Annotated in this window: 23 protein-coding genes; 19 read left to right on the top strand and 4 right to left on the bottom strand. The window is 71.3% G+C overall.

Features of this window, described 5'->3' with window-relative positions; all coding sequences use genetic code 11:
* The first annotated feature begins 153 nt into the window (after positions 1 to 153).
* The 3 genes from AB0B29_RS21840 (at position 154) to AB0B29_RS21850 (ending at position 2,435) form a co-directional block, all read left to right on the top strand.
* Complete coding sequence (locus AB0B29_RS21840) at positions 154 to 717, top strand: SAV_6107 family HEPN domain-containing protein (protein WP_362242184.1); 564 nt, start codon at positions 154 to 156, stop codon at positions 715 to 717.
* A gap of 225 nt (positions 718 to 942) precedes the next feature.
* Positions 943 to 1,758 carry a methyltransferase gene (locus tag AB0B29_RS21845; RefSeq protein WP_362242187.1) on the top strand — a complete coding sequence of 272 codons (816 nt, stop codon included), beginning with the start codon at positions 943 to 945 and terminating at the stop codon, positions 1,756 to 1,758.
* A 278-nt stretch (positions 1,759 to 2,036) separates the two neighbouring features.
* Entirely contained in the window at positions 2,037 to 2,435 is a 399-nt protein-coding gene (locus AB0B29_RS21850; RefSeq protein ID WP_362242190.1) for a DUF3040 domain-containing protein, read from the top strand.
* A 215-nt stretch (positions 2,436 to 2,650) separates the two neighbouring features.
* Here the strand turns inward: AB0B29_RS21850 and AB0B29_RS21855 are convergent, their stop codons facing one another.
* The 4 genes from AB0B29_RS21855 to AB0B29_RS21870 all read right to left on the bottom strand — a co-directional run bounded on the left by AB0B29_RS21855 (position 2,651) and on the right by AB0B29_RS21870 (position 8,323).
* The gene (locus AB0B29_RS21855; RefSeq protein WP_362242193.1) at positions 2,651 to 5,044 is read right to left on the bottom strand and encodes a transglutaminase TgpA family protein; all 2,394 of its coding nucleotides are present in this window, start codon (positions 5,042 to 5,044) and stop codon (positions 2,651 to 2,653) included.
* Complete coding sequence (locus tag AB0B29_RS21860) at positions 5,044 to 6,405, bottom strand: DUF58 domain-containing protein (protein ID WP_362242195.1); 1,362 nt, start codon at positions 6,403 to 6,405, stop codon at positions 5,044 to 5,046. Before AB0B29_RS21860 ends, AB0B29_RS21855 begins: the two co-directional genes overlap by 1 nt.
* Positions 6,405 to 7,481, bottom strand: a complete 1,077-nt coding sequence (locus tag AB0B29_RS21865) for an AAA family ATPase (protein ID WP_436845869.1) — start codon at positions 7,479 to 7,481, stop codon at positions 6,405 to 6,407. Before AB0B29_RS21865 ends, AB0B29_RS21860 begins: the two co-directional genes overlap by 1 nt.
* Before the next feature lie 290 nt (positions 7,482 to 7,771).
* Entirely contained in the window at positions 7,772 to 8,323 is a 552-nt protein-coding gene (locus AB0B29_RS21870) for a beta-class carbonic anhydrase (RefSeq protein ID WP_362242200.1), read from the bottom strand.
* A gap of 385 nt (positions 8,324 to 8,708) precedes the next feature.
* Here AB0B29_RS21870 and rsmH point away from each other — a divergent pair, with 385 nt between their 5' ends.
* From rsmH to AB0B29_RS21950, 16 genes are all read left to right on the top strand, one after another.
* Positions 8,709 to 9,665, top strand: coding sequence for a 16S rRNA (cytosine(1402)-N(4))-methyltransferase RsmH (gene rsmH / locus AB0B29_RS21875; RefSeq protein WP_362242203.1), 957 nt, complete (start codon positions 8,709 to 8,711; stop codon positions 9,663 to 9,665).
* A 31-nt stretch (positions 9,666 to 9,696) separates the two neighbouring features.
* Entirely contained in the window at positions 9,697 to 10,146 is a 450-nt protein-coding gene (locus tag AB0B29_RS21880; RefSeq protein ID WP_362242206.1) for a septum formation initiator family protein, read from the top strand.
* Positions 10,147 to 10,151: 5 nt separating this feature from the next.
* Positions 10,152 to 12,113, top strand: a complete 1,962-nt coding sequence (locus tag AB0B29_RS21885) for a peptidoglycan D,D-transpeptidase FtsI family protein (protein ID WP_362242209.1) — start codon at positions 10,152 to 10,154, stop codon at positions 12,111 to 12,113.
* Positions 12,114 to 12,306: 193 nt separating this feature from the next.
* On the top strand, positions 12,307 to 13,827 hold the full coding sequence (locus AB0B29_RS21890) for a UDP-N-acetylmuramoyl-L-alanyl-D-glutamate--2,6-diaminopimelate ligase (RefSeq protein ID WP_362242211.1): 1,521 nt from the start codon (positions 12,307 to 12,309) through the stop codon (positions 13,825 to 13,827).
* Between the two features lie 28 nt (positions 13,828 to 13,855).
* The gene (locus AB0B29_RS21895; RefSeq protein WP_362242214.1) at positions 13,856 to 15,271 is read left to right on the top strand and encodes a UDP-N-acetylmuramoyl-tripeptide--D-alanyl-D-alanine ligase; all 1,416 of its coding nucleotides are present in this window, start codon (positions 13,856 to 13,858) and stop codon (positions 15,269 to 15,271) included.
* Complete coding sequence (mraY, locus tag AB0B29_RS21900) at positions 15,271 to 16,362, top strand: phospho-N-acetylmuramoyl-pentapeptide-transferase (RefSeq protein ID WP_362243063.1); 1,092 nt, start codon at positions 15,271 to 15,273, stop codon at positions 16,360 to 16,362. The genes AB0B29_RS21895 and mraY overlap by 1 nt, the downstream gene beginning before the upstream one ends.
* Positions 16,344 to 17,786 carry a UDP-N-acetylmuramoyl-L-alanine--D-glutamate ligase gene (murD, locus tag AB0B29_RS21905; RefSeq protein WP_362242217.1) on the top strand — a complete coding sequence of 481 codons (1,443 nt, stop codon included), beginning with the start codon at positions 16,344 to 16,346 and terminating at the stop codon, positions 17,784 to 17,786. The genes mraY and murD overlap by 19 nt, the downstream gene beginning before the upstream one ends.
* A gap of 135 nt (positions 17,787 to 17,921) precedes the next feature.
* Positions 17,922 to 19,286, top strand: coding sequence for a putative lipid II flippase FtsW (gene ftsW / locus AB0B29_RS21910; protein ID WP_362242220.1), 1,365 nt, complete (start codon positions 17,922 to 17,924; stop codon positions 19,284 to 19,286).
* Between the two features lie 6 nt (positions 19,287 to 19,292).
* Positions 19,293 to 20,390 (top strand): undecaprenyldiphospho-muramoylpentapeptide beta-N-acetylglucosaminyltransferase, encoded by a 1,098-nt coding sequence (gene murG, locus AB0B29_RS21915; RefSeq protein ID WP_362242222.1) that lies wholly within the window; start codon positions 19,293 to 19,295, stop codon positions 20,388 to 20,390.
* 26 nt (positions 20,391 to 20,416) lie between these two features.
* Complete coding sequence (locus AB0B29_RS21920) at positions 20,417 to 21,211, top strand: cell division protein FtsQ/DivIB (protein ID WP_362242225.1); 795 nt, start codon at positions 20,417 to 20,419, stop codon at positions 21,209 to 21,211.
* A gap of 288 nt (positions 21,212 to 21,499) precedes the next feature.
* A complete protein-coding gene (gene ftsZ / locus AB0B29_RS21925; protein ID WP_361943275.1) occupies positions 21,500 to 22,693 on the top strand; it encodes a cell division protein FtsZ in 1,194 nt (397 codons plus the stop codon).
* Positions 22,694 to 22,703: 10 nt separating this feature from the next.
* Positions 22,704 to 23,435, top strand: coding sequence for a peptidoglycan editing factor PgeF (pgeF, locus tag AB0B29_RS21930; RefSeq protein WP_362242228.1), 732 nt, complete (start codon positions 22,704 to 22,706; stop codon positions 23,433 to 23,435).
* Positions 23,436 to 23,441: 6 nt separating this feature from the next.
* On the top strand, positions 23,442 to 24,161 hold the full coding sequence (locus AB0B29_RS21935; RefSeq protein WP_362242231.1) for a YggS family pyridoxal phosphate-dependent enzyme: 720 nt from the start codon (positions 23,442 to 23,444) through the stop codon (positions 24,159 to 24,161).
* Between the two features lie 129 nt (positions 24,162 to 24,290).
* Positions 24,291 to 24,932, top strand: a complete 642-nt coding sequence (locus AB0B29_RS21940; RefSeq protein WP_102907744.1) for a cell division protein SepF — start codon at positions 24,291 to 24,293, stop codon at positions 24,930 to 24,932.
* A 59-nt stretch (positions 24,933 to 24,991) separates the two neighbouring features.
* Positions 24,992 to 25,279, top strand: coding sequence for a YggT family protein (locus AB0B29_RS21945; RefSeq protein ID WP_062926337.1), 288 nt, complete (start codon positions 24,992 to 24,994; stop codon positions 25,277 to 25,279).
* Between the two features lie 55 nt (positions 25,280 to 25,334).
* Positions 25,335 to 26,456, top strand: coding sequence for a DivIVA domain-containing protein (locus AB0B29_RS21950; protein ID WP_351637003.1), 1,122 nt, complete (start codon positions 25,335 to 25,337; stop codon positions 26,454 to 26,456).
* Positions 26,457 to 26,593: the final 137 nt, after the last annotated feature.

Below are 26,593 nucleotides of genomic sequence, written 5' to 3' on the forward strand. Positions count from 1 at the left end.
TTGAACTGACTGGTCAGTGCAAAAACTACTCCGAACCTACGAGCGAAGCAAAACCGCAGGTCAGATCGGATTGTCAGTGCCATACCTCACGATGGGTCACATACGGCACTCCGTGACCGGACGTGCCGTCACCCAGACGACAGGAGGTTCGTCATGGCCAGCTATCACGCAGCAGCCGCCCGCCGGCGCCGCGCCACCGGCCCTGCCCCCTCACTGACCGGCCCGGCGAGCGACGTGCACCCCGTGCTCCGCCGGGCCACGGCCCCGCCCGCCGCCCTCGACCTGCTCGCCCAGGCCCGCGCCAGCCTCGACGAGGCCGCATCCCTGGAGACACCGAACGAGCGCTACTCCAGGGCCCACCTCGCCGCTCTGCGCACCGCCGCGGCCGTGCTCGCCGCCCGGGGCCGCCCGGAGACCTCGCCCCGGGCCCGGGCCAAGATCCGGAGCGCCTGGGAAGTGCTCCCCGAGATCGCACCCGAGCTGACCGAGTGGAGCGCGCTGTTCGCCTCCGGCGCCAGGCGCCGCGCCCGCGCCGAGGCCGGCATCCAGGGCGCGGCCACCGGCCGGGACGCCGACGACCTGATACGCGACGTGGCGATGTTCCTGCGCCTCGTCGAGCGGATGCTGGTCCTCCAGCCGGTCCTCCCGCAGCCACGCCCGGACCACGACCGGCCGGAGGGCCCCGGCGCGGGGAGTGACATGCCGGACGCCGGCTGAGGGCGGACCGGGCTCGTCCGACTCGAGGGCCCGGACGCGGGCTGAGCGCGGCCTGGTCCCGTCTGACCCGCTGGGGCATCTCGGGACCGGGTCATCTGTACGCCGTGGCCCAGGCAATAGGGTGGGGGGCGCCTGAAGTCTTCCCTCCCCGTGGCCGGGGCCGGGGGAGACACCCCGTTCGCGCCGCCGTGCAAGTGGCGGTGCCGCGCCGAGGAGTCAACTGCCGTGTCGGACCCGATGCGCCCCCGCGCCTCACTCCGTACCGCCGTGGTCTGGGAGGTCCTCCAGGACGCCCTCGACCGCCGGGTCAAGGCCGCGGGTCGGGAGTCGCTGGACGTCCTCGACACCGGAGGCGGCAGCGGCAACTTCGCGGTGCCCGTCGCCCGCCTCGGCCACCGGGTCACCGTCGTCGACCCCAGCCCCAACGCCCTGTTCGCCCTGGAGCGCCGGGCCGCCGAAGCCGGCGTGGCCGACCGGGTCAAGGGCGTCCAGGGCGACGCCCACGGCCTCTTCGACGTCGCCGAGCGCGGTGGCTACGACGTGGTGCTGTGCCACGGCGTCCTGGAGTACGTGGACGACCCGGCCGAGGGCGTCCGCAACGCGGTGGCGGCCCTGCGCCCGGAGGGCGTCCTCAGCCTGCTCGCCGCCGGGCTGGGCGGCGCCGTGCTGTCCCGCGCCCTCGCCGGGCACTTCAAGGAGGCCCGGCAGGCGCTCGACGACCCGAACGGACGATGGGGCGCGGGTGACCCGGTGCCGCGTCGCTTCACCACCGAGCAGCTCACGGGACTGGTCGAGGGAGCGGGCCTGCGCGTCGGTGCCGTGCACGGCGTCCGGGTCTTCGCCGACCTCGTGCCCGGCGTCCTCGTGGACACCGAGCCCGGAGCCGTGGAAGCGCTGCTGAAGCTGGAGGAGGCCGCAGCCGAGCTCCCCGCGTTCCACTCGGTGGCCACGCAGCTGCACGTCCTGGGTGAGACCGGTGGGGCCGCTGGGACAGGTGGGACCACTGGGACCGGCGAGACCGATGGGGCCGTCGAGGCCTGAGCCCTCTCCCGGGGCACCGCCGCTGATCAGCGCCTCCGCTGCGCATGGAGTACGCCACAGGCCCCCCGAATGGGGACGGCGCGCCGTATGATCGAGGGAGACCGTTCCGGCATGACGGGTCGGCCGCCGGGGAATGGAAGCCTCAGCGAGCCGGACTCCCATGGCGGGTTCCGGTTGGTCAATTGGCGCAGAGGGGCGGGTTTCACGGGGGCGATTCCCTGCCTATCCTGAAGGGACCCCCCGGGTCGCCCCGGCGACTGCACGATGAGGAGGACTCCGTGCCGCTCTCGGAGCACGAGCAGCGCATGCTCGAGCAGATGGAGCGAGCGCTGTACGCCGAAGATCCCAAGTTCGCGACAGCGCTTGAGGGAAGCGGGCTGCGCACGTACACCCGGCGACGGGTCTACCAGGCGGTCGCGGGCTTCCTCGTAGGTATCGCGCTCCTCATGGCTGGAATGGTCGCCAAGCAGGTCTGGCTCAGTGTCGTGGGCTTCCTCGTCATGCTGGGCTGTGCGGTGCTCGCCGTGACCGGCTGGCGCAAGGCCCCCAAGCCGGGTGAGCAGGCGTCCGGTGCCGCCGGACACCACGCCCACCCACAGGGTCGGCAGCGCCGCTCGGTGATGGACCGCATCGAGCAGCGCTGGCAGAAGCGCCGCGACGAACAGGGTGGCCATTAGCCTCCCGCGCAGCCTCTCCAGGACCACGTGAACACGTAGGTCAGGGGGTGACCACCCACCCGGTGGTCACCCCCTGACTGTTTGCGCGGGCACCCTCACAAGACCGACCGTTCCCGGACCTCTGCCAGGCCGACGCACCCCCGGACGCGACAAGGCCGGCCGGCGTATCCGCGCCGGCCGGCCCGCGTGCCGCTGCCCTCAGTGCTGCCGCATCCTCAGCCCTGCTGCCCCGAGGTCTTCCGCCACGTCGGCCGCAGCGCCACGGCGCGCTCCCGCAGCCGCGTCCACCACGCCGACGCCGCCCACACCACACGCGCGGTGGAGCGGGGGGCCACAAGGGCGCGGAGCCTGGCCGCCCGCCCGGCCGCCGCGCCGAGGCCCGCCGCGGCACGGCGGACGTCGTCCGTGAGGCCCGCCACGGGGCGCGGGTGCGGTGCGTACAGCACCTGCTCCACCGCGTTCGCCACCCGGTGCACCGAGGCCGCGGCCGTCGCGTCGAGATCGCCGAGGCGGACCATACGGGCGGCCGCCTTGCGCGGTGTCTGTGACTCGTCCGGGGTGATGCCGAAGTCCCACGCCGTGTCGGTCAGCTCCTGCCAGACGGCCAGGGTGTGCGGCGCGGTGTCCGCTTCACCGCGGCCGTGCGCCCCGAGCCGTGCCGACCGAGTCCGCAGCCGCCACAGCATCGGTGCCAGGGGGAGCGCGAGGACGGCGAGACCGGCCAGGGCCCACACCAGGAACGCGTACCACTGCGGGCCGTCGTCGTCCGTGGGGAGCGCCGCCTGCGGTGATTCGCTCGCGCAGCCGCCGTCCAGCTTCTTCTGCTCCGGCGTGCAACCCTCACTCGCCGAGGGCGCCGCCGAGGGCGCGGCCGACGCCGACTGGGAGGGACGCGACGGATCCGGCACCGAACTGCCGGGGTTGTCGGGCAGGGTGTACGACGGTATCGAGCCGCGGTTCGGAGTCGGCTCGAAGCGGGTCCACCCCACGCCCTCGAAGTACAGCTCGGGCCAGGCGTGCGCGTCCCGCAGCCCCACCGACACCGAGCCGTCCGCCTGCGGGGAACCGGGCGCGAAACCCACCGCGACCCGGGCCGGTATGCCCAGGGAGCGGGCCATCGCCGCCATCGCGAAGGAGAAGTGCACGCAGAAGCCCTGCTTGTCCTTCAGGAAGCGGGCGATCGCCTGCGAGCCGCTGCCGACCTGCACCTGTGTGTCGTACTCGAAGCCGCCGGTCACGGCGAACCAGTCCTGGAGCTTGACCGCCTGGTCGTACGGGTTGGCCGCGCCCGTGGTGACCTGGCGGGCGGTGCGGGCCACCACCGACGGCAGCGAGTCGGGCAGCTTGGTGAAGTCGCGCTCGATGTCATCGGGCGCCGGTCCCGCCGAGGCGAGCTGCTCCGCCGTCGGCTGCACGTCCAGGCTCTTGACCTGGTACGTCAGACCGCGTGTGTTCTGCCCGTGGTCGCCGACCAGCGTCATGCCCTGCGGCTCGTACCGCCAGTTGCCGCTGATGCGCACACCGCTCGGCGGATACGGCATGGGCAGCCAGTCCTGGGCGTACCAGCCGGCCGCCGTGATCGTGGTGTCGAACTCCGTGCGCTTGACGTCCGGGCTGAGGCCGACCGGGGCCGGGAAGGTGCCGTCGGGGACGGCGGTGATGGACCGCCGGGACGGCTTCCAGGTGGTGCCGTCGAAGTCGTCCAGGGACACGATCCGCAGGTACAGGTCCGAGACGTCCGCCGTCCTGGTCCGCACGGACAGCACCTGCTGGTCCTCGTCCGCGTTCAGGCTGTCCCGCAGCGACACCAGCGGGTTCACGGCGGAGATCGTGCCCCCGCCGCCGGATCCGCCGCCCGCACCCGCTCCCACGGTGTCCAGCAGCCCGCCGTTCATCGCGGGCAGACCGAGCGGCACCACCAGGGCTATGCCCAGCGCGACCACGCCGATGCGCCGACCGGTGCGGACCGGGGCGAGCGCGCCGCTCGGCTCCCCGCCCGCCGTGCGCGGGGCACCGCCGAAGACCCGTCCCCACTGCGAGAGCCGGTCCCGCCCCTCGGCCAGCAGCAGCATCAGATAGCCGGCCGCCGCCACCAGGAACCACAGCCAGTCCGAGCCCCCGTCGGACAGCCCCGCCGCCACGGAGTACAGGGCGAGCAGGGGCAGACCGGCCGGAGCGGCGCTGCGGAAGGTCACCGCGAGGGTGTCCACCAGCAGTCCGATGATCAGGACGCCGCCCAGGAGCATCAGTCGTATGCCGTCGGACTCCAGGGGCGCCGGGATCGCGTACCGCGCGATGTCGTCACCGCCCTGCTGGAGCAGGAGCGCGAAGCGGTCGACGGCCTGCGGACCCGGGATCAGCCCGGCCAGGGCCTGCCCACGGGCGAACACGAAGGTCAGCAGCATCACAGTGACCACGGCCTGCGCCGCCACCGTCAGCGGCCGGGCCAGCGGCACCCGGCGGGCAGCGGCTCCCACGCCCGACTGCAGCGCCAGCAGGAACGCCGCCTGCACGATCCAGGTGGCCGGCCGGACGAGGGGCAGCAGGGCGCACGCGGCCATCAGCGTGGCCGCCCAGGCGCCCAGCGTCAGTCGTACCCGCCCGCTCATCACGGTCCCTCCCCGCCGCTCGCGGCGGCCACGCCCCTGCGCTCCCGGTCCGCCAGCCGCCACAGCTCGTCCATGGAGGCTCCCCGCGGCACGCGCAGGGCCGTCCACCCCGCCTCGCGCAGCATGCGCAGCCGGTCCCCGCTCCCGTCCAACGGACCGGACACATCACTCGGTTCCCGTGTCCAGGTGCCGCTGTCCAGCACGAAGGCGACCGCCCCCGGGCTGCGCCGGCGCATCCGGCCCAGCACGGCCGCCTGCTCCTCGTCCAGGTCGCCGAGGAAGGCCACCAGCAGCCCCTCGTTCCCGCCGCGCAGCACGTCGTAGGCCCGGGACAGGCCCGCACCGTCGGAGTGGTCGATCACCGCGAGGGTGTCCATCATCAGCCCGGCCGCGTCCGCCGACTCCTGGCTCGCGCCCGCGAAACCGTCACCGCCCTCGCCGGGCACCGCGTTGCCGGTGTCCGTCAGCAGCCGTACCGAGTAGCCGCGTTCGAGCATGTGCACCAGGACCGAGGCGGCGCCCGAGACGGCCCACTCGAAGGGCGAGTCCGGCCCCGCGCCCTGGTAGGCGATGCCGCGGGTGTCCAGCAGCACCGTGCAGCGGGCGCGCTGCGGCTGCTCCTCGCGGCGCACCATCAGCTCGCCGTAGCGGGCGGTGGAACGCCAGTGCACGCGCCGCAGGTCGTCGCCGTAGCGGTAGCCGCGCGGGATGACGTCGTCCTCGCCCGCCAGAGCGAGCGAACGCTGCCGCCCGTCGCCGTACCCCTTCGCCTCGCCGCCCAGGCGCACCGGTGCCAGCGGCTCCACGCGCGGGATGACCGTGAGGGTGTCGTACGTCGAGAAGGACCGGGTCAGCTCGCACATGCCGAACGGGTCGGTCAGGCGCAGTTGGAGCGGACCCAGCGGGTAGCGGCCGCGCAGATCGGAGCGCACCCGGTAGGACACCTCGCGCCGGCCGCCCGCCTCCACCCGGTCGAGCACGAAGCGGGGCCGCGGACCGAGCACGTACGGCACCTTGTCCTGGAGCATGAGCAGGCCCGTGGGCAGCCGCGAGACGTTGTCCATCCGCAGGTGGACCCGGGCCTCGCTGCCCGCGGGCACGCGCGCGGGGGAGAGCCGGCGGCTGCCCGCGACCCGGTAGCGGGTGCGGTACAGCACCGCCGCGCACACCAGCGGCAGCACCGCCAGCAGCAGCCCCACGCGCAGCAGGTCGCTCTGGCCGAGCACGTAACTGCAGATCGCGGCCGCGACGCCGGCGGCCAGGAAGGAACGTCCGCGGGTGGTCAGACCGGCCAGAGCGGTGCGGACGCCGCCTTTCTCGCCTCGGTCGGCTTCCGCCCGGCCCGCCCCCGCGGTGGTCATCACAGCCTCCGCGGCTGCTGCTGGGGATACGCCGGAGCCGTACGGCCCACGCCGCCGAAGCCGCTCTGCTGCTGCGGCCCCGCCGGCACCGGGGTGCGCTGCAGGATCTCCTCGACGACCTGCTCGGCGGTGCGCCGGTTGAGCTGGGCCTGGGCGGTGGGCAGCAGGCGGTGGGCCAGGACGGCGACGGCGAGGGCCTGCACGTCGTCCGGCAGCGCGTACTCCCGGCCGCTGAGGGCCGCGGACGCCTTCGCCGCGCGCAGCAGGTGCAGCGTCGCGCGCGGGGAGGCGCCGAGTCTCAGGTCGGGGTGTGTGCGCGTGGCGCCGACCAGGTCGACGGCGTAGCGCCGGACCGGCTCGGCGACGTGCACCCCGCGCACGGCCTCGATGAGCTTGAGGATCTCGTCCGCGTGGGCCACAGGCTGGAGGTCCTGCAGCGGCGAGACGCCGCCGTGCACGTCCAGCATCTGCAGCTCGGCCTCCGCGCTCGGGTAGCCGACGGAGACCCGGGCCATGAAGCGGTCGCGCTGGGCCTCCGGCAGCGGGTAGGTGCCCTCCATCTCGACCGGGTTCTGGGTCGCCACCACCATGAAGGGGCTGGGCAGCTCGTAGGTCTTGCCGTCGATGGTGACCTGGCGCTCCTCCATGGACTCCAGGAGCGCGGACTGCGTCTTGGGCGAGGCGCGGTTGATCTCGTCGCCGATCACCACCTGGGCGAAGATCGCGCCCGGCTTGAACTCGAAGTCACGGCGCTGCTGGTCCCAGATGGACACACCGGTGATGTCCGACGGCAGCAGGTCGGGCGTGAACTGGATGCGCCGCACCGAGCAGTCGATGGACCGCGCCAGCGCCTTGGCCAGCATCGTCTTGCCGACACCGGGGACGTCCTCGATCAGCAGGTGTCCTTCGGCGAGCAGTACGGTCAGCGAGAGCCGTACGACCTCGGGCTTGCCCTCGATCACGCCTTCCACCGACTGCCGCACGCGCTCCACCACGGCGGTCAGATCGTCCCCCACCCGCGAGAAATCCCGGGCTGGGGGACCCCCATGGCTCGCTCGATCGTCATAGGTCGTCACCCGGCGCTCCTCGGCCTTTCCCGTGCTCTCAGGAAGCACGGGATACCCCATTTTCCCGGGCCGACGCCGCATGTCGCGGGCCGGCCCACCCCGAACCACGGACACCACGCGTGAAAGGTTCCGCGTGACGCCACTCCCGCATTCTTGCTGCCGTTACCGTTTCGTGTCACTCGACTGTGGACAACTGGCCGCGATATGTCGGTCTTGCGGCCATTCGAACGCCTGACTGACAGGATTTCGACAGCTGCGGCGGGTGGCGGGGCCGGGGTGGTCGCGTCCCGCCGCGCAGGTCAGGAGGCCGGGTCGACCTCGCGCAACAGGCCGGTCCGCACGTCGTAGACGAATCCGCGCACGTCGTCGGTGTGCGGCAGGAAGGGCGAGGTGCGCACCCGCTGCATGGACTGCCGCACGTCCTGGTCGGCGTCCTGGAAGGACTCCACCGCCCACGACGGGCGCTGCCCGACCTCGGCCTCCAGGTCGCCGCGGAAGTCCTCGGTGAGGGTCTCCATGCCGCAGCCGGTGTGGTGGACGAGGACCACGCTGCGCGTGCCCAGCTTGCGCTGGCTGATGGTGAGGGAGCGGATCACGTCGTCGGTGACCACGCCGCCCGCGTTGCGGATGGTGTGGCAGTCGCCGAGCTCCAGGCCCAGCGCGCCGAGCGGGTCGAGGCGGGCGTCCATGCAGGCCACGACGGCCACGTGCAGGGCCGGCGCGCCGTCCATCCCGGCGTGCTCGAAGGTCTCGGCGTACCGGGCGTTCGCCTGGACGATACGGTCGGTGACCGAGCCTCCGGCCGCTATGGCGCTCTCCGAACCCGTGGGTACCGATGCAGAAGTCGTCATAGGCATGACGTTACTGGTCACACCCGGTCCAGGCCTCCTGTGGAAGTGGACAAAGAATGCCGCCCACGGGTGGTTGTGAGGTACCCCACAAGGGTGGTGTCCTGGCCGGCGTGCGAACGACGGCGACGCGCAGGCCGGTTGATTGACCGGGCGACACCGTGGACTAAAGTGACGCGAAGCGGGAGGCGAGACTCTCCCCGCTGGACTGATTTCTTCGGAGACCCCGGCCACGACCGGAGATCTCCCCGCGTGCGCGGCGCGTACGTACGGCTCGGCCTCCTCCCGCTTCCGGTCGGCTGACGCTTCCGGCGCCGGCGGGCCTCATGTTCACGAGCGGGCGGGGACCCGGCGGTGCGTACGGCCGTGCCGGATCTGAGAGGGCCCCTTGAGCCAGAGTCGACACGTCCCGGTGATGCTCCAGCGGTGCCTGGATCTGCTGGCGCCCGCCCTGGAGGCCCCGGACGCCGTGGTCGTCGACTGCACCCTCGGCCTCGGCGGTCACAGCGAGGCGCTCCTCGCGCGGTTCCCCGAGACCCGCCTCGTCGCCCTCGACCGCGACAAGGAGGCCCTGCGCCTGTCCGGCGAGCGCCTCGCCCCCTACGGCGAGCGCGCCACCCTCGTCCACGCCGTCTACGACGAGCTCCCCGAGGTGCTCGACAGGCTCGGCATCGCGCGTGTGCAGGGCGCCCTGTTCGACCTGGGCGTCTCCTCCATGCAGCTCGACGAGGCCGACCGCGGCTTCGCCTACGCCCAGGACGCCCCCCTCGACATGCGCATGGACCAGACGACCGGCGTCAGCGCCGCCGAGGTCCTCAACACCTACCCACCGGGCGAACTCGTGCGCATCCTGCGGGCCTACGGCGAGGAGAAGCAGGCCAAGCGGATCGTGAGCGCGATCGTGCGCGAGCGGGAGAAGGAGCCGTTCGGCAACAGCGCCCGGCTGGTCGAACTGATCCGGGACGCGCTTCCGCAGGCCGCCAAGCGCACCGGCGGCAACCCGGCCAAGCGGACCTTCCAGGCCCTGCGCATCGAGGTCAATGGCGAGCTCTCCGTGCTGGAACGCGCGATCCCCGCCGCCGTGAAGGCGCTCGACGTGGGCGGACGGATCGCCGTGCTGTCGTACCACTCGCTGGAGGACCGGCTGGTCAAGCAGGTCTTCGCGGCCGGCGCCGCCACCACCGCGCCGCCCGGGCTGCCCGTCGTCCCCGAGCGCTACCAGCCGCGGCTCAAGCTGCTCACCCGCGGTGCCGAACTCCCCACCGAAGAGGAGATCGCCGAGAACCGGCGGGCGGCACCGGCGCGACTGCGCGGGGCCCAGCGCATCAGGGAGGACGTCGAGTGAGGCGTGTGCAGGCCGGACCGAGGGAGCGTGCGTGAGCGGCAAACCCGAACTGCAGGGGAGGGCGGCCCGACTCGCGCGGCTCCTCCCGACCGGCCCCGGGCAGGCGGCCCGCACGCCTTTCGTCTTCCTAGTCGTCCTCCTCCTCGGCGGCGGTCTCATCGCCCTCCTGGTGCTGAACTCGGCCCTCAGTGAGGGCGCGTTCCAGCTCGACGACCTCCAGCGCGGGACCAAGAACCTCACCGACGAGGAGCAGGCCCTCCAGCGGGACATCGACGCCTACTCCGCCCCCGACGCCCTGCAGCGCCGTGCCCGCGAACTCGGCATGGTGCCCGGCGGCGACCCGGCCTTCCTCGACCCCGACGGCACCGTCAAGGGCGTCCCCAGCGCCGCTCCCGGCGTCCGGCTGCCCGCCGCGCACACCCCCGTGGTCCTCGCCCCCGAGGCCATGCCCAACGGCCCCGCCCCGACCCCCGGCAGGTGACGGAAGTGTCCGACAGGCAACCGCCGCGCCGCCGCGTGCCCGGCCCCGCAAGGCCCGCCCGTCCAGACGCCCGGCGCCGCCCCGCCCCCGGTGCCCGTCCGGCCCGGCCCCGCCCGGGGCAGGGACGCCCGGCGGCGTCCAAGCCGCTGCGGCTGGGCAGCCCCCGACCCCGCCTGCGCCTGGTGGGGCTCGCGCTGACCCTGGTCCTGTCCGCCTTCGTCGTACGGCTGTTCCAGGTACAGGCCGTCGACGCGAGCACGTACGCCGCCAAGGCCGAGCAGAACCGGTACGTCGGGCAGGTGCTGGCCGCGGACCGGGGCGAGATCACCGACCGGTCCGGTGTGGCCCTCGCGACCAGCGAGGACGCCTACGACATCACCGCCGACCCCACGATGTTCGCCCCCGGCATGCTGAAGATCGCGGACGGACCCGAGCAGGCGGCCGCACTCCTCGCCCCGATCCTCGGCCAGGAGCAGGAGGACCTGGTCAGGAAACTGCGGCCGAAGAACCCGGCCCTGCGCTACGTCAAGCTGGCCTCCCGCCAGACCCCGCAGGTCTGGAAGCAGATCAAGGACCTCAAGTCCGCACTCGCCAAGAAGGCGGAGACCGACAAGTCCACGCACAACGTCCTGTCCGGTGTCTTCTCCGTCGCCACCAGCAAGCGCGTGTACCCCGGCGGCGACCTGGCCGCCGGGATACTGGGCTGGGTCAACGGCGAGGGCAAGCCGGGCGGCGGCATCGAACTGCAGCTGAACAAGCAGCTCGCCGGCAAGGACGGCAAGATCCGCTACGCCCAGTCCGGCGGCCGTCTCGTGCCCACCGCGGGTTCCACCGAGACACCCGCCGTCCCCGGCAGCGACGTCGAGCTCACCATCGACCGCGACATCCAGTGGGCCGCCCAGAACGCCATCAGCGAGCAGGTGAAGGAGTCCGCGGCCGACCGCGGTTACGTCATCGTCCAGGACACCCGCACCGGACAGGTCCTGGCCATGGCCAACTCGCCCGGCTTCGACCCCAACGACCTGTCCGGCGCCGACCCTGCCGCCCTCGGCAACGCCGCCGTCCAGGACGCCTTCGAGCCCGGCTCCACCGCCAAGGTCATGTCGATGGCCGCCGTCCTCCAGCAGAACGTCGCCACGCCCGGGACCCACGTCATCGTGCCCAACCGGCTGCACCGCGGCGACCGGCTCTTCAAGGACGACATCGACCACCCGACCTGGTACCTCACGCTCAACGGCGTCCTCGCCAAGTCCAGCAACATCGGCACGATCCTCGCCACCGGACAGCTCGGAAAGACCCAGGCCCAGGCCAACAAGGTCCTCTACGACTACCTGCGCAGGTTCGGCCTCGGCAGCTACACCGGGCTCGGCTTCCCCGGCGAGACCAAGGGCATCCTCGCCCCGCCCGACAAGTGGTCGACCTCGCAGCAGTACACGATCCCTTTCGGCCAGGGCGTCTCCATCAACGCCATGCAGGCGGCCTCCGTGTACTCGACCATCGCCAACGGCGGCGTCCGCATCCAGCCCACCCTCGTACGCGGCACCAGGGGTCCCGACGGCCAGTTCACGCCCGCCCCGAAACCCCAGAAGAACCGGGTCGTCAGCGAGAGAACGGCGAAGACCCTCGCCCACATGCTGGAGTCCGTCGTGGACGACGAGGAGGGCACCGGCACCAAGGCGCGCATCCCCGGCTACCGCGTCGCGGGCAAGACGGGTACCGCCAACCGAGTGGATCCGGCCACCGGCAAGTACCACGGCTACACCTCGTCGTTCGCCGGGTTCGCGCCCGCCGACCAGCCCCGCATCACCGTCTACTGCGCCATCCAGAACGCCACCCGGGGCAGCTACTTCGGCGGGCAGATCTGCGGACCCGTCTACAAGAAGGTCATGGAGTTCGCACTGAAGTCCCTCCAGGTCCCGCCGACCGGCGCCAAGGCCGTGAAACTGCCCGTCTCCTTCCAGCAGTGACCAGGGCCGACCCGCCCTGATCAGCACTCAGCCCCACCGAGCCACCAGGACCGCCTCCGTGACAACGATCACCCCCGACCCCGGCAACCGGAGCAGCACCGGCCCCTCACTTCGCCCGGAGGCGGGTACGCCCGGTACGCTCACCGCCGTGCCACACGCTGATCAGTCCCAAACCACCCAGAAGGGCCATCCCGTGACATACCCCGGGCCGCCCAGGCCGGTTCAGGTCTCCGCCACACCCCTCGCGGAACTCGCCGGTCAGCTGGGTGCCACCACGCCTGAGAGCGCCGCCGAGGTCACGGGCATCACCCACGACTCGCGTGCCGTGCGCCCCGGCGACCTGTACGCCGCCCTCCCGGGGGCCCGGGTGCACGGCGCCGACTTCGTCAACCAGGCCGCGGGTCTCGGTGCCGCCGCCGTGCTGACCGACCCGACGGGCGCCGAGCGCGCCGCCGCGTCCGGTCTGCCGGTCCTGGTCGTCGACGACCCGCGCGCGCAGATGGGCGAGCTGGCCGCCACGATCTACGGCCACCCCGGCCGGGACCTGCTCCAGATCGGCATCACCGGCACCTCCGGCAAGACCACCACCGCCTACCTCGTCGAGGGCGGCCTGAAGACGGTCCGGTCCACCGGCCTGATCGGCACGGTCGAGATGCGCATCGGCGACGAGCGCATCAAGTCCGAGCGCACCACCCCCGAAGCCACCGACCTCCAGGCGCTGTTCGCGGTCATGCGCGAGCGCGGTGTGGACGCGGTCGCCATGGAGGTCTCCAGCCACGCCCTGGTCCTCGGCCGGGTCGACGGCTGCGTCTTCGACATCGGCGTCTTCACCAACCTCAGCCCGGAACACATGGAGTTCCACTCGGGCATGGAGGACTACTTCCAGGCCAAGGCGCAGCTGTTCACGCCGAAACGCGGCAAACTCGGCGTGGTCAACGTCGACGACGAATACGGGCGCCGACTGGCGAACGAGGCCACCGTCCCGGTCGTCACCTACTCCGCCGAGGGCCACCCCGACGCCGACTGGCGCGCCGAGGACGTCGAGGTCGGCCGGCTCGACTCGACGTTCACCGTCGTCGGTCCCAAGGGCGAGCGGATCAGCGCCAAGTCGCCGCTGCCGGGTCCGTTCAACGTGGCCAACACCCTGGCCGCGATCGTCGCGCTCGCCGTCGCCGGGCTCGACCCGCAGGCCGCCGCCGACGGCGTCGCCGCCGTACCCGGAGTGCCGGGCCGCCTGGAGCGCGTGGACGCCGGGCAGCCCTACCTCGCGGTCGTCGACTACGCCCACAAGACCGACGCCGTCGAGTCCGTGCTGCGCGCCCTGCGCAAGGTCACCGAGGGCAGGCTGCACATCGTCCTCGGCTGCGGCGGCGACCGGGACAGGACCAAACGCGAACCCATGGGCGCCGCCGCGGCGCGGCTCGCCGACACCGCCACACTGACCTCCGACAACCCGCGCGGCGAGGACCCCCTCGCGATCCTCGCCACGATGCTCCAGGGCGCGGCGTCCGTGCCCGCGCACGAGCGCGGCGAGGTGCAGGTCTTCGAGGACCGGGCCGCGGCGATCGCCGCCGCCGTGGCCCGCGCCGAGCCCGGCGACACCGTGCTGGTCGCGGGCAAGGGCCACGAGCAGGGCCAGGACATCGCCGGGGTGGTCCGTCCCTTCGACGACCGCCAGGTGCTCCGCGAAGCCATCCAGAAGACCCAGGGATGAAAATCCAGAAGACCCAGGGGATGAACTTGTGATCGCCCTCTCCCTCGCCGAGATCGCAGAAGTCGTCGGCGGGCAGACGCACGACATACCGGATCCGTCCGTCCAGGTCACCGGCCCGGTGGTCCGGGACTCCCGGGAGGCGGGGCCGGGCAGCCTGTTCGTGGCCTTCGCCGGGGAACGCGCGGACGGCCACGACTTCGCGACGGCGGTCGTCGAGGCGGGAGCGGTGGCCGTGCTCGGCACCCGGCCCGTCGGCGTCCCCGCCATCGTCGTGGACGACGTCCAGAGCGCCCTCGGCGCCCTCGCCCGGCACGTCGTACGGCGGCTCGGCGCGACCCTCGTCGCCCTCACCGGCTCGGCCGGCAAGACCAGCACCAAGGACCTCATCGCGCAGGTGCTGCAGCGCAAGGCGCCGACGGTCTTCACGCCGGGCTCGCTCAACAACGAGATCGGGCTGCCGCTGACCGCGCTCAGCGCCACCGAGGAGACGAAGTTCCTCGTGCTGGAGATGGGCGCCCGCGGCATCGGGCACATCCGCTACCTCACCGGCCTGACGCCCCCGAAGGTCGGTCTCGTCCTCAACGTCGGCAGCGCCCACATCGGCGAGTTCGGCGGTCGCGAGCAGATCGCGCAGGCCAAGGGCGAACTCGTCGAGGCCCTGCCGTCCGAGGCCGACGGCGGCACCGCGATCCTCAACGCGGACGACCCCTACGTCCGGGCCATGGCCTCCCGTACGAAGGCGAAGGTGCTCTTTTTCGGAGAGTCCGGCGAAGCGGACGTCTCCGCCGAGAACGTGCGACTCACGGACACCGGACAGCCCTCGTTCAGGCTTCACACACCCTCCGGTGCAAGCGATGTGACCATGCGCCTGTACGGTGAGCACCACGTGTCGAACGCGCTCGCCGCGGCCGCCGTCGCCCACGAGTTGGGCATGTCCGCTGACGAGATCGCCGTCGCGCTCTCCGAGGCGGGCTCCCTCTCCCGCTGGCGGATGGAGGTCACCGAGCGCCCGGACGGCGTGACGGTCGTCAACGACGCCTACAACGCGAACCCCGAGTCGATGAAGGCCGCGCTGCGCGCGCTCGCGGCCATGGGCAAGGGACGTCGTACGTGGGCGGTGCTCGGCAAGATGGCCGAGCTCGGGGACGAGGCTCTCGCCGAGCACGACGCGGTCGGGCGGCTCGCCGTCCGGCTCAACGTCAGCAAGCTCGTCGCGGTCGGTGGCAGAGAAGCCGCCTGGCTGCAACTGGGCGCATATAACGAGGGTTCGTGGGGTGAGGAGTCGGTGCACGTGTCCGACGCACAGGCGGCGGTCGACCTGTTGCGCAGCGAGCTGCGCCCGGGGGACGTCGTACTCGTGAAGGCGTCCCGTTCGGTCGGTCTGGAGAGCGTGGCGCAGGCGCTCCTCGAGACCGGTGCCGAGGGTGAGGTTTCCGCCCGATGATGAAGCAGATCCTGTTCGCAGGAGTCATTGGCCTCTTCCTGACCCTGGTCGGGACCCCGCTGCTGATCAAGCTGCTCGCCCGCAAGGGCTACGGCCAGTACATCCGCGACGACGGACCGCGCGAGCACGCCAGCAAGCGCGGTACGCCGACCATGGGCGGCATCGCCTTCATCCTGGCCACGGTCGCCGCGTACTTCCTGGCCAAGGTGATCACGGGCTATCTGGACCCGGACGTCGACGCGGCGCCGACCTTCTCCGGTCTGCTGGTGCTCGGCCTGATGGTCGGCATGGGCCTCGTCGGCTTCCTCGACGACTACATCAAGATCGTCAAGCGGCGTTCGCTCGGTCTGCGCGCCAAGGCGAAGATGGCCGGTCAGCTGATCGTCGGCATCAGCTTCGCGGTGCTGTCGCTGCAGTTCGCGGACGCCCAGGGCCAGACCCCGGCGTCCACCAAGCTCTCCTTCGTCTATGACTTCGGCTGGTCCATCGGGCCGGTGCTGTTCGTCGTCTGGGCGCTGTTCATGATCCTCGCGATGTCGAACGGCGTGAACCTTACGGACGGTCTGGACGGCCTCGCCACCGGCGCCTCCGTACTGGTGTTCAGCGCCTACACCTTCATCGGCGTCTGGCAGTTCCAGGAGTCCTGCGTGAACGCGGAGACCCTGACGAACCCGACGGCCTGCTACGAGGTGCGCGACCCGCTGGACCTCGCGGTCGTCTCCTCCGCCCTGATGGGCGCCTGTCTCGGCTTCCTGTGGTGGAACACCTCGCCCGCCAAGATCTTCATGGGCGACACCGGTTCGCTCGCCCTCGGCGGTGTGCTCGCCGGCCTCGCGATCTGCTCCCGCACCGAACTGCTGCTCGCCATCCTCGGCGGCCTCTTCGTCCTGATCACCATGTCGGTGGTCATCCAGGTCGGCTCCTTCCGGCTCACCGGCAAGCGTGTCTTCAGAATGGCGCCACTCCAGCACCACTTCGAACTCAAGGGCTGGTCGGAAGTGCTCGTGGTGGTTCGTTTCTGGATCATTCAGGGCATCTGCGTGGTAGTCGGACTGGGTCTTTTCTACGCGGGATGGGTAGCGGACAAGTGATCTCCTCGGAGCCCTTCGACTTCCAGGGCAAGCGCGTCACCGTCGCCGGGCTCGGCGTCTCCGGCGTCCCGGCGGCCAAGGTGCTGCACGGCCTCGGCGCGATCGTCACGGTCGTCAACGACGGCGCAGACGAGCGCGCGCGGGCGCAGGCGGCCGAGCTGGAGGCGCTCGGCGTCACCGTGCGCCTCGGCGACGGCGCGACCCTGCCGGAGGGCACCGACCTGATCGTCACCGCGCCCGGCTGGCAGCCGGACAAGCCGCTGTTCGCGGCGGCGAAGCAGGCGGGCGTCCCGGTCTGGGGCGACGTCGAACTGGCCTGGCGCCTGCGCGGCCCCGACGCCGCCGACTGGCTCGCCGTCACCGGCACCAACGGCAAGACCACCACCGTCCAGATGCTGGCGTCGATCCTGAAGGCGGCGGGCCTGCGCACCGCGGCCGTCGGCAACATCGGCGTCTCCCTGCTGGACGCGGTGCTCGGCGAGGAGCAGTACGACGTCCTGGCCGTGGAGCTGTCCAGCTACCAGCTGCATTGGGCGCCCTCCCTGCGCGCCCACTCGGCCGCCGTGCTGAACCTCGCCCCCGACCACCTCGACTGGCACGGCTCCATGGAGGCGTACGCCGCCGACAAGGGCCGCATCTACGAGGGCAACCGCGTCGCCTGCGTCTACAACGTGGCCGACAAAGCCACCGAGGACCTGGTCCGCGAGGCCGACGTCGAGGAGGGCTGCCGGGCCATCGGCTTCACGCTGGGCACGCCCGGGCCCTCCCAACTCGGCGTGGTGGAGGGCATCCTGGTCGACCGCGCCTTCGTCGAGAACCGGCAGAAGAACGCCCAGGAGCTCGCCGAGGTCGCCGACGTCAACCCACCGGCCCCCCACAACATCGCCAACGCCCTCGCGGCCGCGGCCCTCGCCCGCGCCTACGGCGTGCCCGCCAGGGCCGTACGGGACGGCCTGCGGGCGTTCACCCCGGACGCGCACCGCATCGCACACGTCGCGGACGTGGACGGCGTCGCCTGGATCGACGACTCCAAGGCCACCAACACCCATGCCGCGGAAGCCTCGTTGGCGGCGTACGACCCGATCGTGTGGATCGCGGGCGGGCTCGCGAAGGGCGCCACCTTCGACGAGCTGGTCGCCAAGTCGGCGAAGCGGCTGCGGGCCGCCGTGCTGATCGGCGCGGACCGCGCGCTCATCCGCGAAGCCCTCGCGCGACACGCCCCGGAGGTACCCGTCGTCGACCTCGACCGGACCGACACTGGGGCGATGCGCGCGGCGGTCCAGGAGGCGCGGAGACTCGCTCAGCCGGGCGACACGGTGCTGCTGGCTCCGGCCTGTGCCTCCATGGACATGTTCGCCAACTACAACAAGCGCGGGGACGCCTTCGCGGACGCCGTCCGTGAGCTCGGCTCCGCCGACGGCTGACCCGGGTCCGCCTCGCCCGGCGGTGGCGCCGGGCGTACCTGGGAGGGACGCGTGACACGGATGTGGTTGCTGCCCGAGCGGCCTGGGAGCGTGCACCGCGCATTGTTCCCCTCCGGCACGGCAGGGTGAGCCGCGATGCCCACCAGCCGCACCGGACGGCCGCCGACCCCCCGTGCCCCCAGACGCCCCGTCGCGCCGCGGCCCGCGCGTGAGAACGGCGTCCTCGGCCTCTACACCCGCGCCCGCAAGGGCTGGGACCGGCCGCTGACCGCCTACTACCTGATCCTCGGCGGCAGTCTGCTGATCACCGTGCTCGGACTGGTGATGGTCTACTCGGCCTCCCAGATCACCGCACTGCAGATGTCGCTGCCGGGTTCGTACTTCTTCCGCAAGCAGTTGCTCGCGGCGGGCATCGGCACCGGACTGCTGCTGGCGGCCTCGCGGATGCCGGTGAGACTCCACCGGGCGCTCGCCTACCCCATCCTCGCGGGCGCCGTCTTCCTCATGGCCCTGGTGCAGGTCCCGGGGATAGGGGTGTCGGTCAACGGCAACCAGAACTGGATCTCCCTCGGCGGCTCCTTCCAGATCCAGCCCAGCGAGTTCGGCAAGCTCGCCCTGGTGCTGTGGGGCGCCGACCTGCTCGCCCGCAAGCAGGACAAGAGGCTGCTGAACCAGTGGAAGCACATGCTCGTGCCCCTGGTGCCGGCCGCCTTCATGCTGCTCGGCCTGATCATGATCGGCGGCGACATGGGCACCGCCATCATCCTCACGGCCATCCTGTTCGGCCTGCTCTGGCTGGCCGGCGCCCCCACGCGGCTGTTCGCCGGGGTGCTGTCGATCGCCGCCGTCCTCGGCCTGATCCTCATCAAGACCAGCCCCAACCGCATGGCCCGCCTGCAGTGCCTGGGCGCCACGGAACCCCAGTCGGGGCCCGTCGACTGCTGGCAGGCCGTGCACGGGATCTACGCCCTCGCCTCCGGCGGAATCTTCGGCTCCGGGCTGGGTGCCAGTGTGGAGAAATGGGGCCAACTCCCCGAAGCCCACACCGACTTCATCTTCGCCGTCACGGGTGAGGAACTGGGCCTGGCGGGGACGCTGTCGGTACTCGCCCTCTTCGCGGCTCTAGGCTATGCGGGTATCCGCGTGGCCGGACGCACGGAGGACCCCTTCGTCAGGTATGCCGCGGGAGGCGTGACCACCTGGATCACGGCCCAGGCCGTGATCAACATCGGTGCGGTGCTCGGTCTGCTGCCGATCGCCGGCGTCCCCCTCCCGCTGTTCTCCTACGGGGGATCCGCCCTGCTGCCGACCATGTTCGCCATCGGGCTGCTGATCGCCTTCGCGCGTCAGGACCCCGCTGCGCGGATGGCGCTTGCGATGCGGCAACCCCGCTTTGGTAGAAAGCGGGGGGCGGGGGGCACCGGTTCCGGTCGGAGTCCCCGGAGATGGAACACGATGCGACGGCGTGCCTCGGTGGCGCGCTCGTCCGGAGAGCGGTGAATTTCGGTGCATGTCGTACTCGCCGGCGGAGGAACCGCGGGCCACATCGAGCCCGCGCTCGCCCTCGCGGACGCCCTGCGCAGGCAGGACCCGAGCGTGGGCATCACGGCCCTGGGCACGGAGCGCGGCCTCGAGACCCGGCTCGTACCCGAGCGCGGGTACGAACTCGCGCTGATCCCCGCCGTTCCGCTGCCGCGCAAGCCCACCCCCGAGCTGATCACGGTGCCCGGCCGGCTGCGCGGCACCATCAAGGCGACCGAGCAGATCCTGGAGCGCACCAGGGCGGACGCCGTGGTCGGCTTCGGCGGCTACGTCGCCCTGCCCGGCTACCTCGCGGCCAAGCGCCTGGGTGTGCCGATCGTGATCCACGAGGCCAACGCCCGCCCGGGCCTGGCCAACAAGATCGGCTCCCGATACGCCAGCCAGGTCGCCGTCTCCACGCCCGACAGCAAGCTGCGGGGCGCCCGCTACATCGGCATCCCGCTGCGCCGCTCCATCGCCACCCTGGACCGGGCCGCCGTACGCCCGGAGGCCCGGGCCGCGTTCGGGCTCGACCCGAACCTGCCCACGCTGCTGGTCACCGGCGGCTCGCAGGGCGCCCGCCGGCTGAACGAGGTCGTCCAGCAGGTCGCGCCCTGGCTCCAGCAGGCCGGGATCCAGATCCTGCACGCGGTCGGCCCGAAGAACGAACTGCCACACGTCCAGCAGATGCCGGGGATGCCCCCCTATGTCCCGGTAAGTTACCTGGACCGGATGGACCTCGCGTACGCCGCGGCCGACATGATGCTCTGCCGCGCGGGCGCGATGACCGTCGCCGAACTCTCCGCCGTCGGGCTCCCGGCCGCCTACGTCCCGCTGCCCATCGGCAACGGCGAACAGCGGCTCAACGCCCAGCCGGTGGTCAAGGCCGGCGGCGGACTGCTGGTCGACGACGCGGAACTCACGCCCGAGTGGGTCCAGCAGAACGTCCTGCCCGTGCTCGCCGACCCGCACCGGCTTTACCAGATGTCCCGCGCCGCCGCCGAGTTCGGCCGCCGGGACGCCGACGATCTGCTCGTCGGCATGGTGTACGAGGCGATCGCCGCCAGTCGTGCACACCGATAGGACTGTATGACGGAAGGCAGGGGAGCGTGGCCGGATCGACCACCGCCGAACGCGGTGAACGCAAGCAGGAGTCGTCCGGCCCGCCGCCCCGCCTGCGGTCGAGACGCGCCCGGCTCCGCGCGCTCGTCCTCCTGGGCCTGGCCCTGGTGTTCCTCGGCATCCCGACCGTCTGGCTGTTCTACGGCTCCGACTGGCTGCGCGCCGAGCACGTCTCCGTCTCCGGCACCCGCGTCCTGACGCCCTCTCAGGTCGAAGCGGCGGCCGAGGTTCCGTTCGGGGAGCCGCTGATTTCCGTCGACACCGATGCGATCGAGACGCGACTGCGCCGGAAATTGCCCCGAATTGACTCGGTTGACGTGGTCCGCTCCTGGCCTCATGGAATCGACCTGAAAGTGATTGAGCGGACTCCGGTTCTGATTGTCCAAAGGGGCGGAAAGTTCGTCGAAGTGGACGACGGCGGTGTCCGCTACGCCACGGTTTCCGAGGCCCCGAAAGGCGTCCCGGCACTGGAATTGACGCTCGCCCGGTCCGGATCCGCCGCCGCGAGCCTGCGCCGCTTCGGTGAGCCCCGGCTGGTGCGCGAGGCCGTCGCCGTCGCCGGCGCGCTTCCGGCCGCCGTCGCACGCGAGACACAGACCGTCAAGGTCCGTTCCTACGACGCCATCTCGCTGGAGTTGAGGGACGGCCGCACGGTCGTGTGGGGAAGCAGCGAGAAGGGCGCCGCGAAGGCCCGGACGCTCACCGCCCTGATGAAAGCCTCGCCCGATGCGGGGTACTTCGACGTGAGTGTCCCCACCGCGCCCGCGTCAGCGCGGAGTTGACGCACATCCGCGCAGGCCAGCACCCTGGTTGGGCAGTGCTACGGCTGATCACATAGGGTGAAAAGAAAAACGGGAGGTTCGGCGTGTTCGTTGAACGCGCGCCACTTGTCGACTTAGTGTCCTGTTCAGAAGACTCCAAGGAACGGACACACTGGTAACCCTAAACTTCAGGGTTAGGGTTCGGGTCGGCGATACGGACCGTCCCATTCGGCATCAGTCGTCGGGTCGCGGGGCGCAGGGCGTCACGCTGATCCGTCGACACGTAACTCGAGGCGAGAGGCCTTCGACGTGGCAGCACCGCAGAACTACCTCGCAGTCATCAAAGTCATCGGTGTCGGCGGCGGTGGTGTCAATGCCATCAACCGGATGATCGAGGTCGGTCTCAAGGGCGTCGAGTTCATCGCCATCAACACCGACGCGCAAGCTCTGTTGATGAGCGACGCCGACGTCAAGCTGGACGTCGGCCGTGAACTCACCCGCGGACTCGGCGCCGGAGCCAACCCGGCCGTGGGCCGCAAGGCCGCCGAGGACCACCGCGAGGAGATCGAGGAGGTCCTCAAGGGGGCCGACATGGTCTTCGTGACAGCCGGTGAAGGCGGCGGCACCGGCACCGGCGGCGCGCCCGTCGTGGCCAACATCGCACGCTCGCTCGGTGCCCTCACCATCGGCGTGGTCACGCGCCCGTTCACTTTCGAGGGGCGGCGCCGCGCGAACCAGGCCGAGGACGGCATCGCCGAACTCCGCGAAGAGGTCGACACCCTCATCGTCATCCCGAACGACCGGCTGCTGTCCATCTCGGACCGACAGGTCTCGGTGCTGGACGCCTTCAAGTCGGCCGACCAGGTCCTGCTCTCCGGCGTCCAGGGCATCACCGACCTCATCACCACCCCCGGCCTCATCAACCTCGACTTCGCCGACGTCAAGTCGGTCATGTCCGAGGCCGGCTCCGCCCTCATGGGCATCGGCTCGGCCCGCGGCGACGACCGCGCGGTGGCCGCCGCCGAGATGGCGATCTCCTCGCCGCTGCTGGAGGCGTCCATCGACGGCGCCCGCGGTGTGCTGCTCTCCATCTCCGGTGGCTCCGACCTCGGCCTGTTCGAGATCAACGAGGCCGCCCAGCTGGTCAGCGAGGCCGCCCACCCCGAGGCCAACATCATCTTCGGCGCGGTGATCGACGACGCCCTCGGCGACGAGGTGCGGGTCACCGTGATCGCGGCCGGCTTCGACGGCGGCCAGCCGCCGGCCAAGCGGGACAACGTCCTCGGCTCGTCCTCGGCCAAGCGTGAGGAGCCGGCCCCGGCACGGCAGACCGAGAGCCGCCCGTCCTTCGGATCGCTCGGCAGCGTGACCCCGAAGGAGGACCCGGAGCCCGCTCCGAAGCCGGTCGAGGACATCCCGGTCGCCCCGCCGGTCCCGCCCGCGCCCCGGACCTACTCGGACAGCGCGGCCGAGGAACTGGACGTACCGGACTTCCTCAAGTGATCCTTCAGTCGTGATAGGACAGCGCGAAAGCGCGAGCGGCGCGCACTTCGGCTTCACCGACCGGTGGGGCGGGGTGAGCGCCGCTCCGTATGAGGAGCTCAACCTCGGCGGAGCGGTCGGTGACGATCCCGACGCCGTACGCACCAACCGGGACCTGGCCGCCAAGGACCTGGGCGTCGAGCCGGACCGAGTCGTCTGGATGAACCAGGTGCACGGGGCCGACGTGGCGGTGGTGGACGGGCCGTGGGGGGCGTCGGCCGAGATTCCGTCGGTCGACGCGATCGTCACCACGCGCCGGGGACTCGCCCTCGCCGTGCTCACCGCCGACTGCGTGCCGGTGCTGCTCGCCGACCCGGTCGCCGGAATCGCCGCCGCGGCCCACGCGGGCCGGCCCGGCATGATCGCCGGAGTCGTCCCGGCCGTGCTGCGCGCGATGACGGAACTGGGCGCCGAGCCGTCCAGGATCGTCGCCCGCACCGGGCCCACCGTCTGCGGCCGGTGTTACGAAGTGCCCGAGGCGATGCGCGCCGAGGTGTCCGCCGTCGAGCCGGCGGCGTACGCCGAGACCAGCTGGGGCACACCGGCGGTCGACGTGAGCGCCGGAGTGCACGCCCAGCTCGAACGGCTCGGAGTGCGCGACCGGGAGCAGTCGCCGGTGTGCACGCTGGAGTCACGCGATCACTTCTCGTACCGCCGCGACCGCACCACCGGTCGGCTCGCGGGTTATGTGTGGTTGGACTGACAGGACATGACGGACCGTAAGGACGAACTCGCCACGAATCTGGCGAGAGTGGAGCGGCGCATCGCCGACGCGTGCGCGGCGGCGGGGCGCTCACGTGACGAGGTGACCCTGATCGTGGTCACCAAGACCTACCCCGCGAGCGACGTGCGGATCCTCGCGGAACTCGGTGTGCGGCACGTCGCCGAGAACCGCGACCAGGACGCGGCCCCCAAGGCCGCGGCCTGCTCCGATCTGCCCCTCACCTGGCACTTCGTGGGTCAACTCCAGACCAACAAAGTGCGTTCGGTGGTCGGTTACGCGGATTTCGTGCAGTCCGTCGATCGTTCCCGGCTCGTCACGGCTTTGTCGAAGGAGGCCGACCGGACCGGGCGGGAACTGGGGTGCCTCCTCCAGGTCGCACTCGACGCCGGTGAGAGCGCCCGGGGCGAGCGGGGCGGCGTCGCACCCGACGGCATCGGGGAGTTGGCCGATCTCGTGGCCGGCGCGCCGGGGCTCCGGCTCGACGGGCTGATGACCGTCGCGCCGCTCACGGGCGAGTACGCCGGGCGCGAACTGGCGGCCTTCGAGCGGTTGGTGGTTTTGTCGACCGACCTGCGCAGGAGTCATCCGGCTGCCACCATGGTCTCGGCAGGGATGAGTACGGACCTCGAACAGGCCGTGGCGGCCGGAGCGACACATGTGCGCGTCGGCAGCGCGGTACTCGGAGTCCGCCCCAGGCTCGGGTAACGTCGCCAAGAAGTCGGACCACAGCAGAAAATATGGTCATTGCCGCCGAAAGGCGGATTCAAGGACCACGTGGATCGCGGGCACTTGGCAGTCGTCAGCCGATCCACCACAGAGCGGAGGACTCAGAGCATGGCCGGCGCGATGCGCAAGATGGCGGTCTACCTCGGCCTCGTGGAGGACGATGGGTACGACGGCCGCGGATTCGACCCCGACGACGACTTCGAACCCGAACTGGACCCGGAGCCCGAGCGGGACCACCGACGGCACGAGCCGTCCCACCAGCCGCACGTCTCACATCAGCCCCAAAGGGACGAAGAGGTACGAGTCGTACAGCCGCCCGCGCCTCGCGAACCGGCCGCCCGCTCCGCTTCGCTTCCCGCGGAATCCAGCCGCCCGGCGCGCATCGCGCCCGTGGCGTCCATCACACAAGAACGCGCAAGTCTGGAGAAGAACGCACCGGTGATCATGCCCAAGGTCGTGTCCGAACGAGAGCCTTACCGGATCACCACGCTTCACCCGCGGACCTACAACGAGGCCCGTACCATCGGGGAACACTTCCGTGAAGGCACTCCGGTGATCATGAATCTGACTGAGATGGACGACACAGATGCGAAGCGACTTGTCGACTTTGCGGCAGGTTTGGTGTTTGGTCTTCACGGCAGTATCGAGCGGGTGACGCAGAAGGTGTTCCTGTTGTCGCCTGCTAACGTCGATGTCACGGCGGAGGACAAGGCCCGTATCGCAGAGGGCGGGTTCTTCAACCAGAGCTGAGACGCACCACCGGAACAGCAGTACCGAGCAGGGCACAGGGGAGAGGGAAGCAAGAGGTCATGAGCGTGGTTTTGGATGTCGTCTACATCGCGCTGATGTGCTTCCTCATCGTGCTCATCTTCCGACTGGTCATGGACTATGTCTTCCAGTTCGCCCGCTCATGGCAACCCGGCAAGGCGATGGTGGTCGTTCTGGAGGCCACCTACACTGTCACCGATCCACCGCTCAAGCTTCTGCGGCGGGTCATTCCGCCGCTGCGTCTCGGGGGCGTGGCGCTCGACCTGTCCTTCTTCGTTCTGATGATCATCGTCTACATCCTGATCACACTCGTGCGGAACGCGATGTGAGCGATGTGACAGATACGGTCTTGCCGACTGCCGACGACTACGTTGAGGTGAAGAGATGCCGTTGACCCCCGAGGACGTGCGGAACAAGCAGTTCACGACCGTCCGCCTCCGAGAAGGCTATGACGAGGACGAGGTCGATGCCTTCCTCGATGAGGTCGAAGCCGAACTGACCCGCCTGCTCCGCGAGAACGAGGACCTGCGCGCCAAACTGGCCGCGGCCACGCGCGCTGCTGCGCAGAACCAGCAGAACATGCGCAAGCCTCCGGAGCCGCAGCAGGACCAGCAGCAACAGCAGCAGGGTATGCGCGGTCCTGGTGGTCCTGTCCCCGCCGGCATATCGGGCCCGCCGCAGCAGCAGATGGGTGGCCCCATGGGTGGTCCGCCCCAGCTGCCGAGCGGTGCCCCGCAGCTGCCCGCCGGTCCCGGCGGTCAGGGTGGACCCCAGGGTCCCGGCCCGATGGGCCAGGGTCCGGGTCCGATGGGCCAGCCCCCGATGCAGCAGCAGATGGGCGGCCCCATGGGCGGCCCCGGCCCCATGGGCGGTCCGATGGGCGGCCCCGGTCAGCAGGGTCCCGGTGGCGACAGCGCCGCCCGTGTCCTGTCGCTGGCCCAGCAGACCGCCGACCAGGCGATCGCGGAGGCTCGTTCCGAGGCCAACAAGATCGTCGGCGAGGCGCGTTCGCGTGCCGAGGGTCTGGAGCGTGACGCCCGTGCCAAGGCCGACGCCCTGGAGCGGGACGCGCAGGAGAAGCACCGCGTCGCGATGGGCTCCCTGGAGTCCGCTCGCGCCACGCTGGAGCGCAAGGTCGAGGACCTGCGCGGCTTCGAGCGCGAGTACCGCACGCGCCTGAAGTCGTACCTGGAGTCGCAGCTGCGCCAGCTGGAGACCCAGGCCGACGACTCGCTGGCTCCGCCGCGCACCCCGGCGACCGCGTCCCTCCCGCCGTCCCCGGCGCCTTCCATGGCTCCGGCCGGCGCGAGCGCCCCGTCCTACGGTGGTGGCAACCAGACGATGGGCGGCGCACCTTCGCCGTCCGGTCCGTCCTACGGTGGTCAGCAGCAGATGTCGCCGGCGATGACCCAGCCGATGGCGCCGGTCCGTCCTCAGGGCCCCTCCCCGATGGGTCAGGCGCCCTCGCCGATGCGGGGCTTCCTGATCGACGAGGACGACAACTGACGGCCTGACGGCCAGTAGTACGGCGTAGACGTCGGCAGCGTTCAGGGCGAGGCCCCGGGTTCCCACCCGGGGCCTCGCCCTTTTGCCGCGTCCGTTCGTCACCGCGCACCCGTGTTCGTGCGTACGCAACGCCGAAG

The sequence above is a fragment of the Streptomyces tibetensis genome (genome assembly GCF_040647715.1).
GTDB lineage: Bacteria > Actinomycetota > Actinomycetes > Streptomycetales > Streptomycetaceae > Streptomyces > Streptomyces tibetensis_A.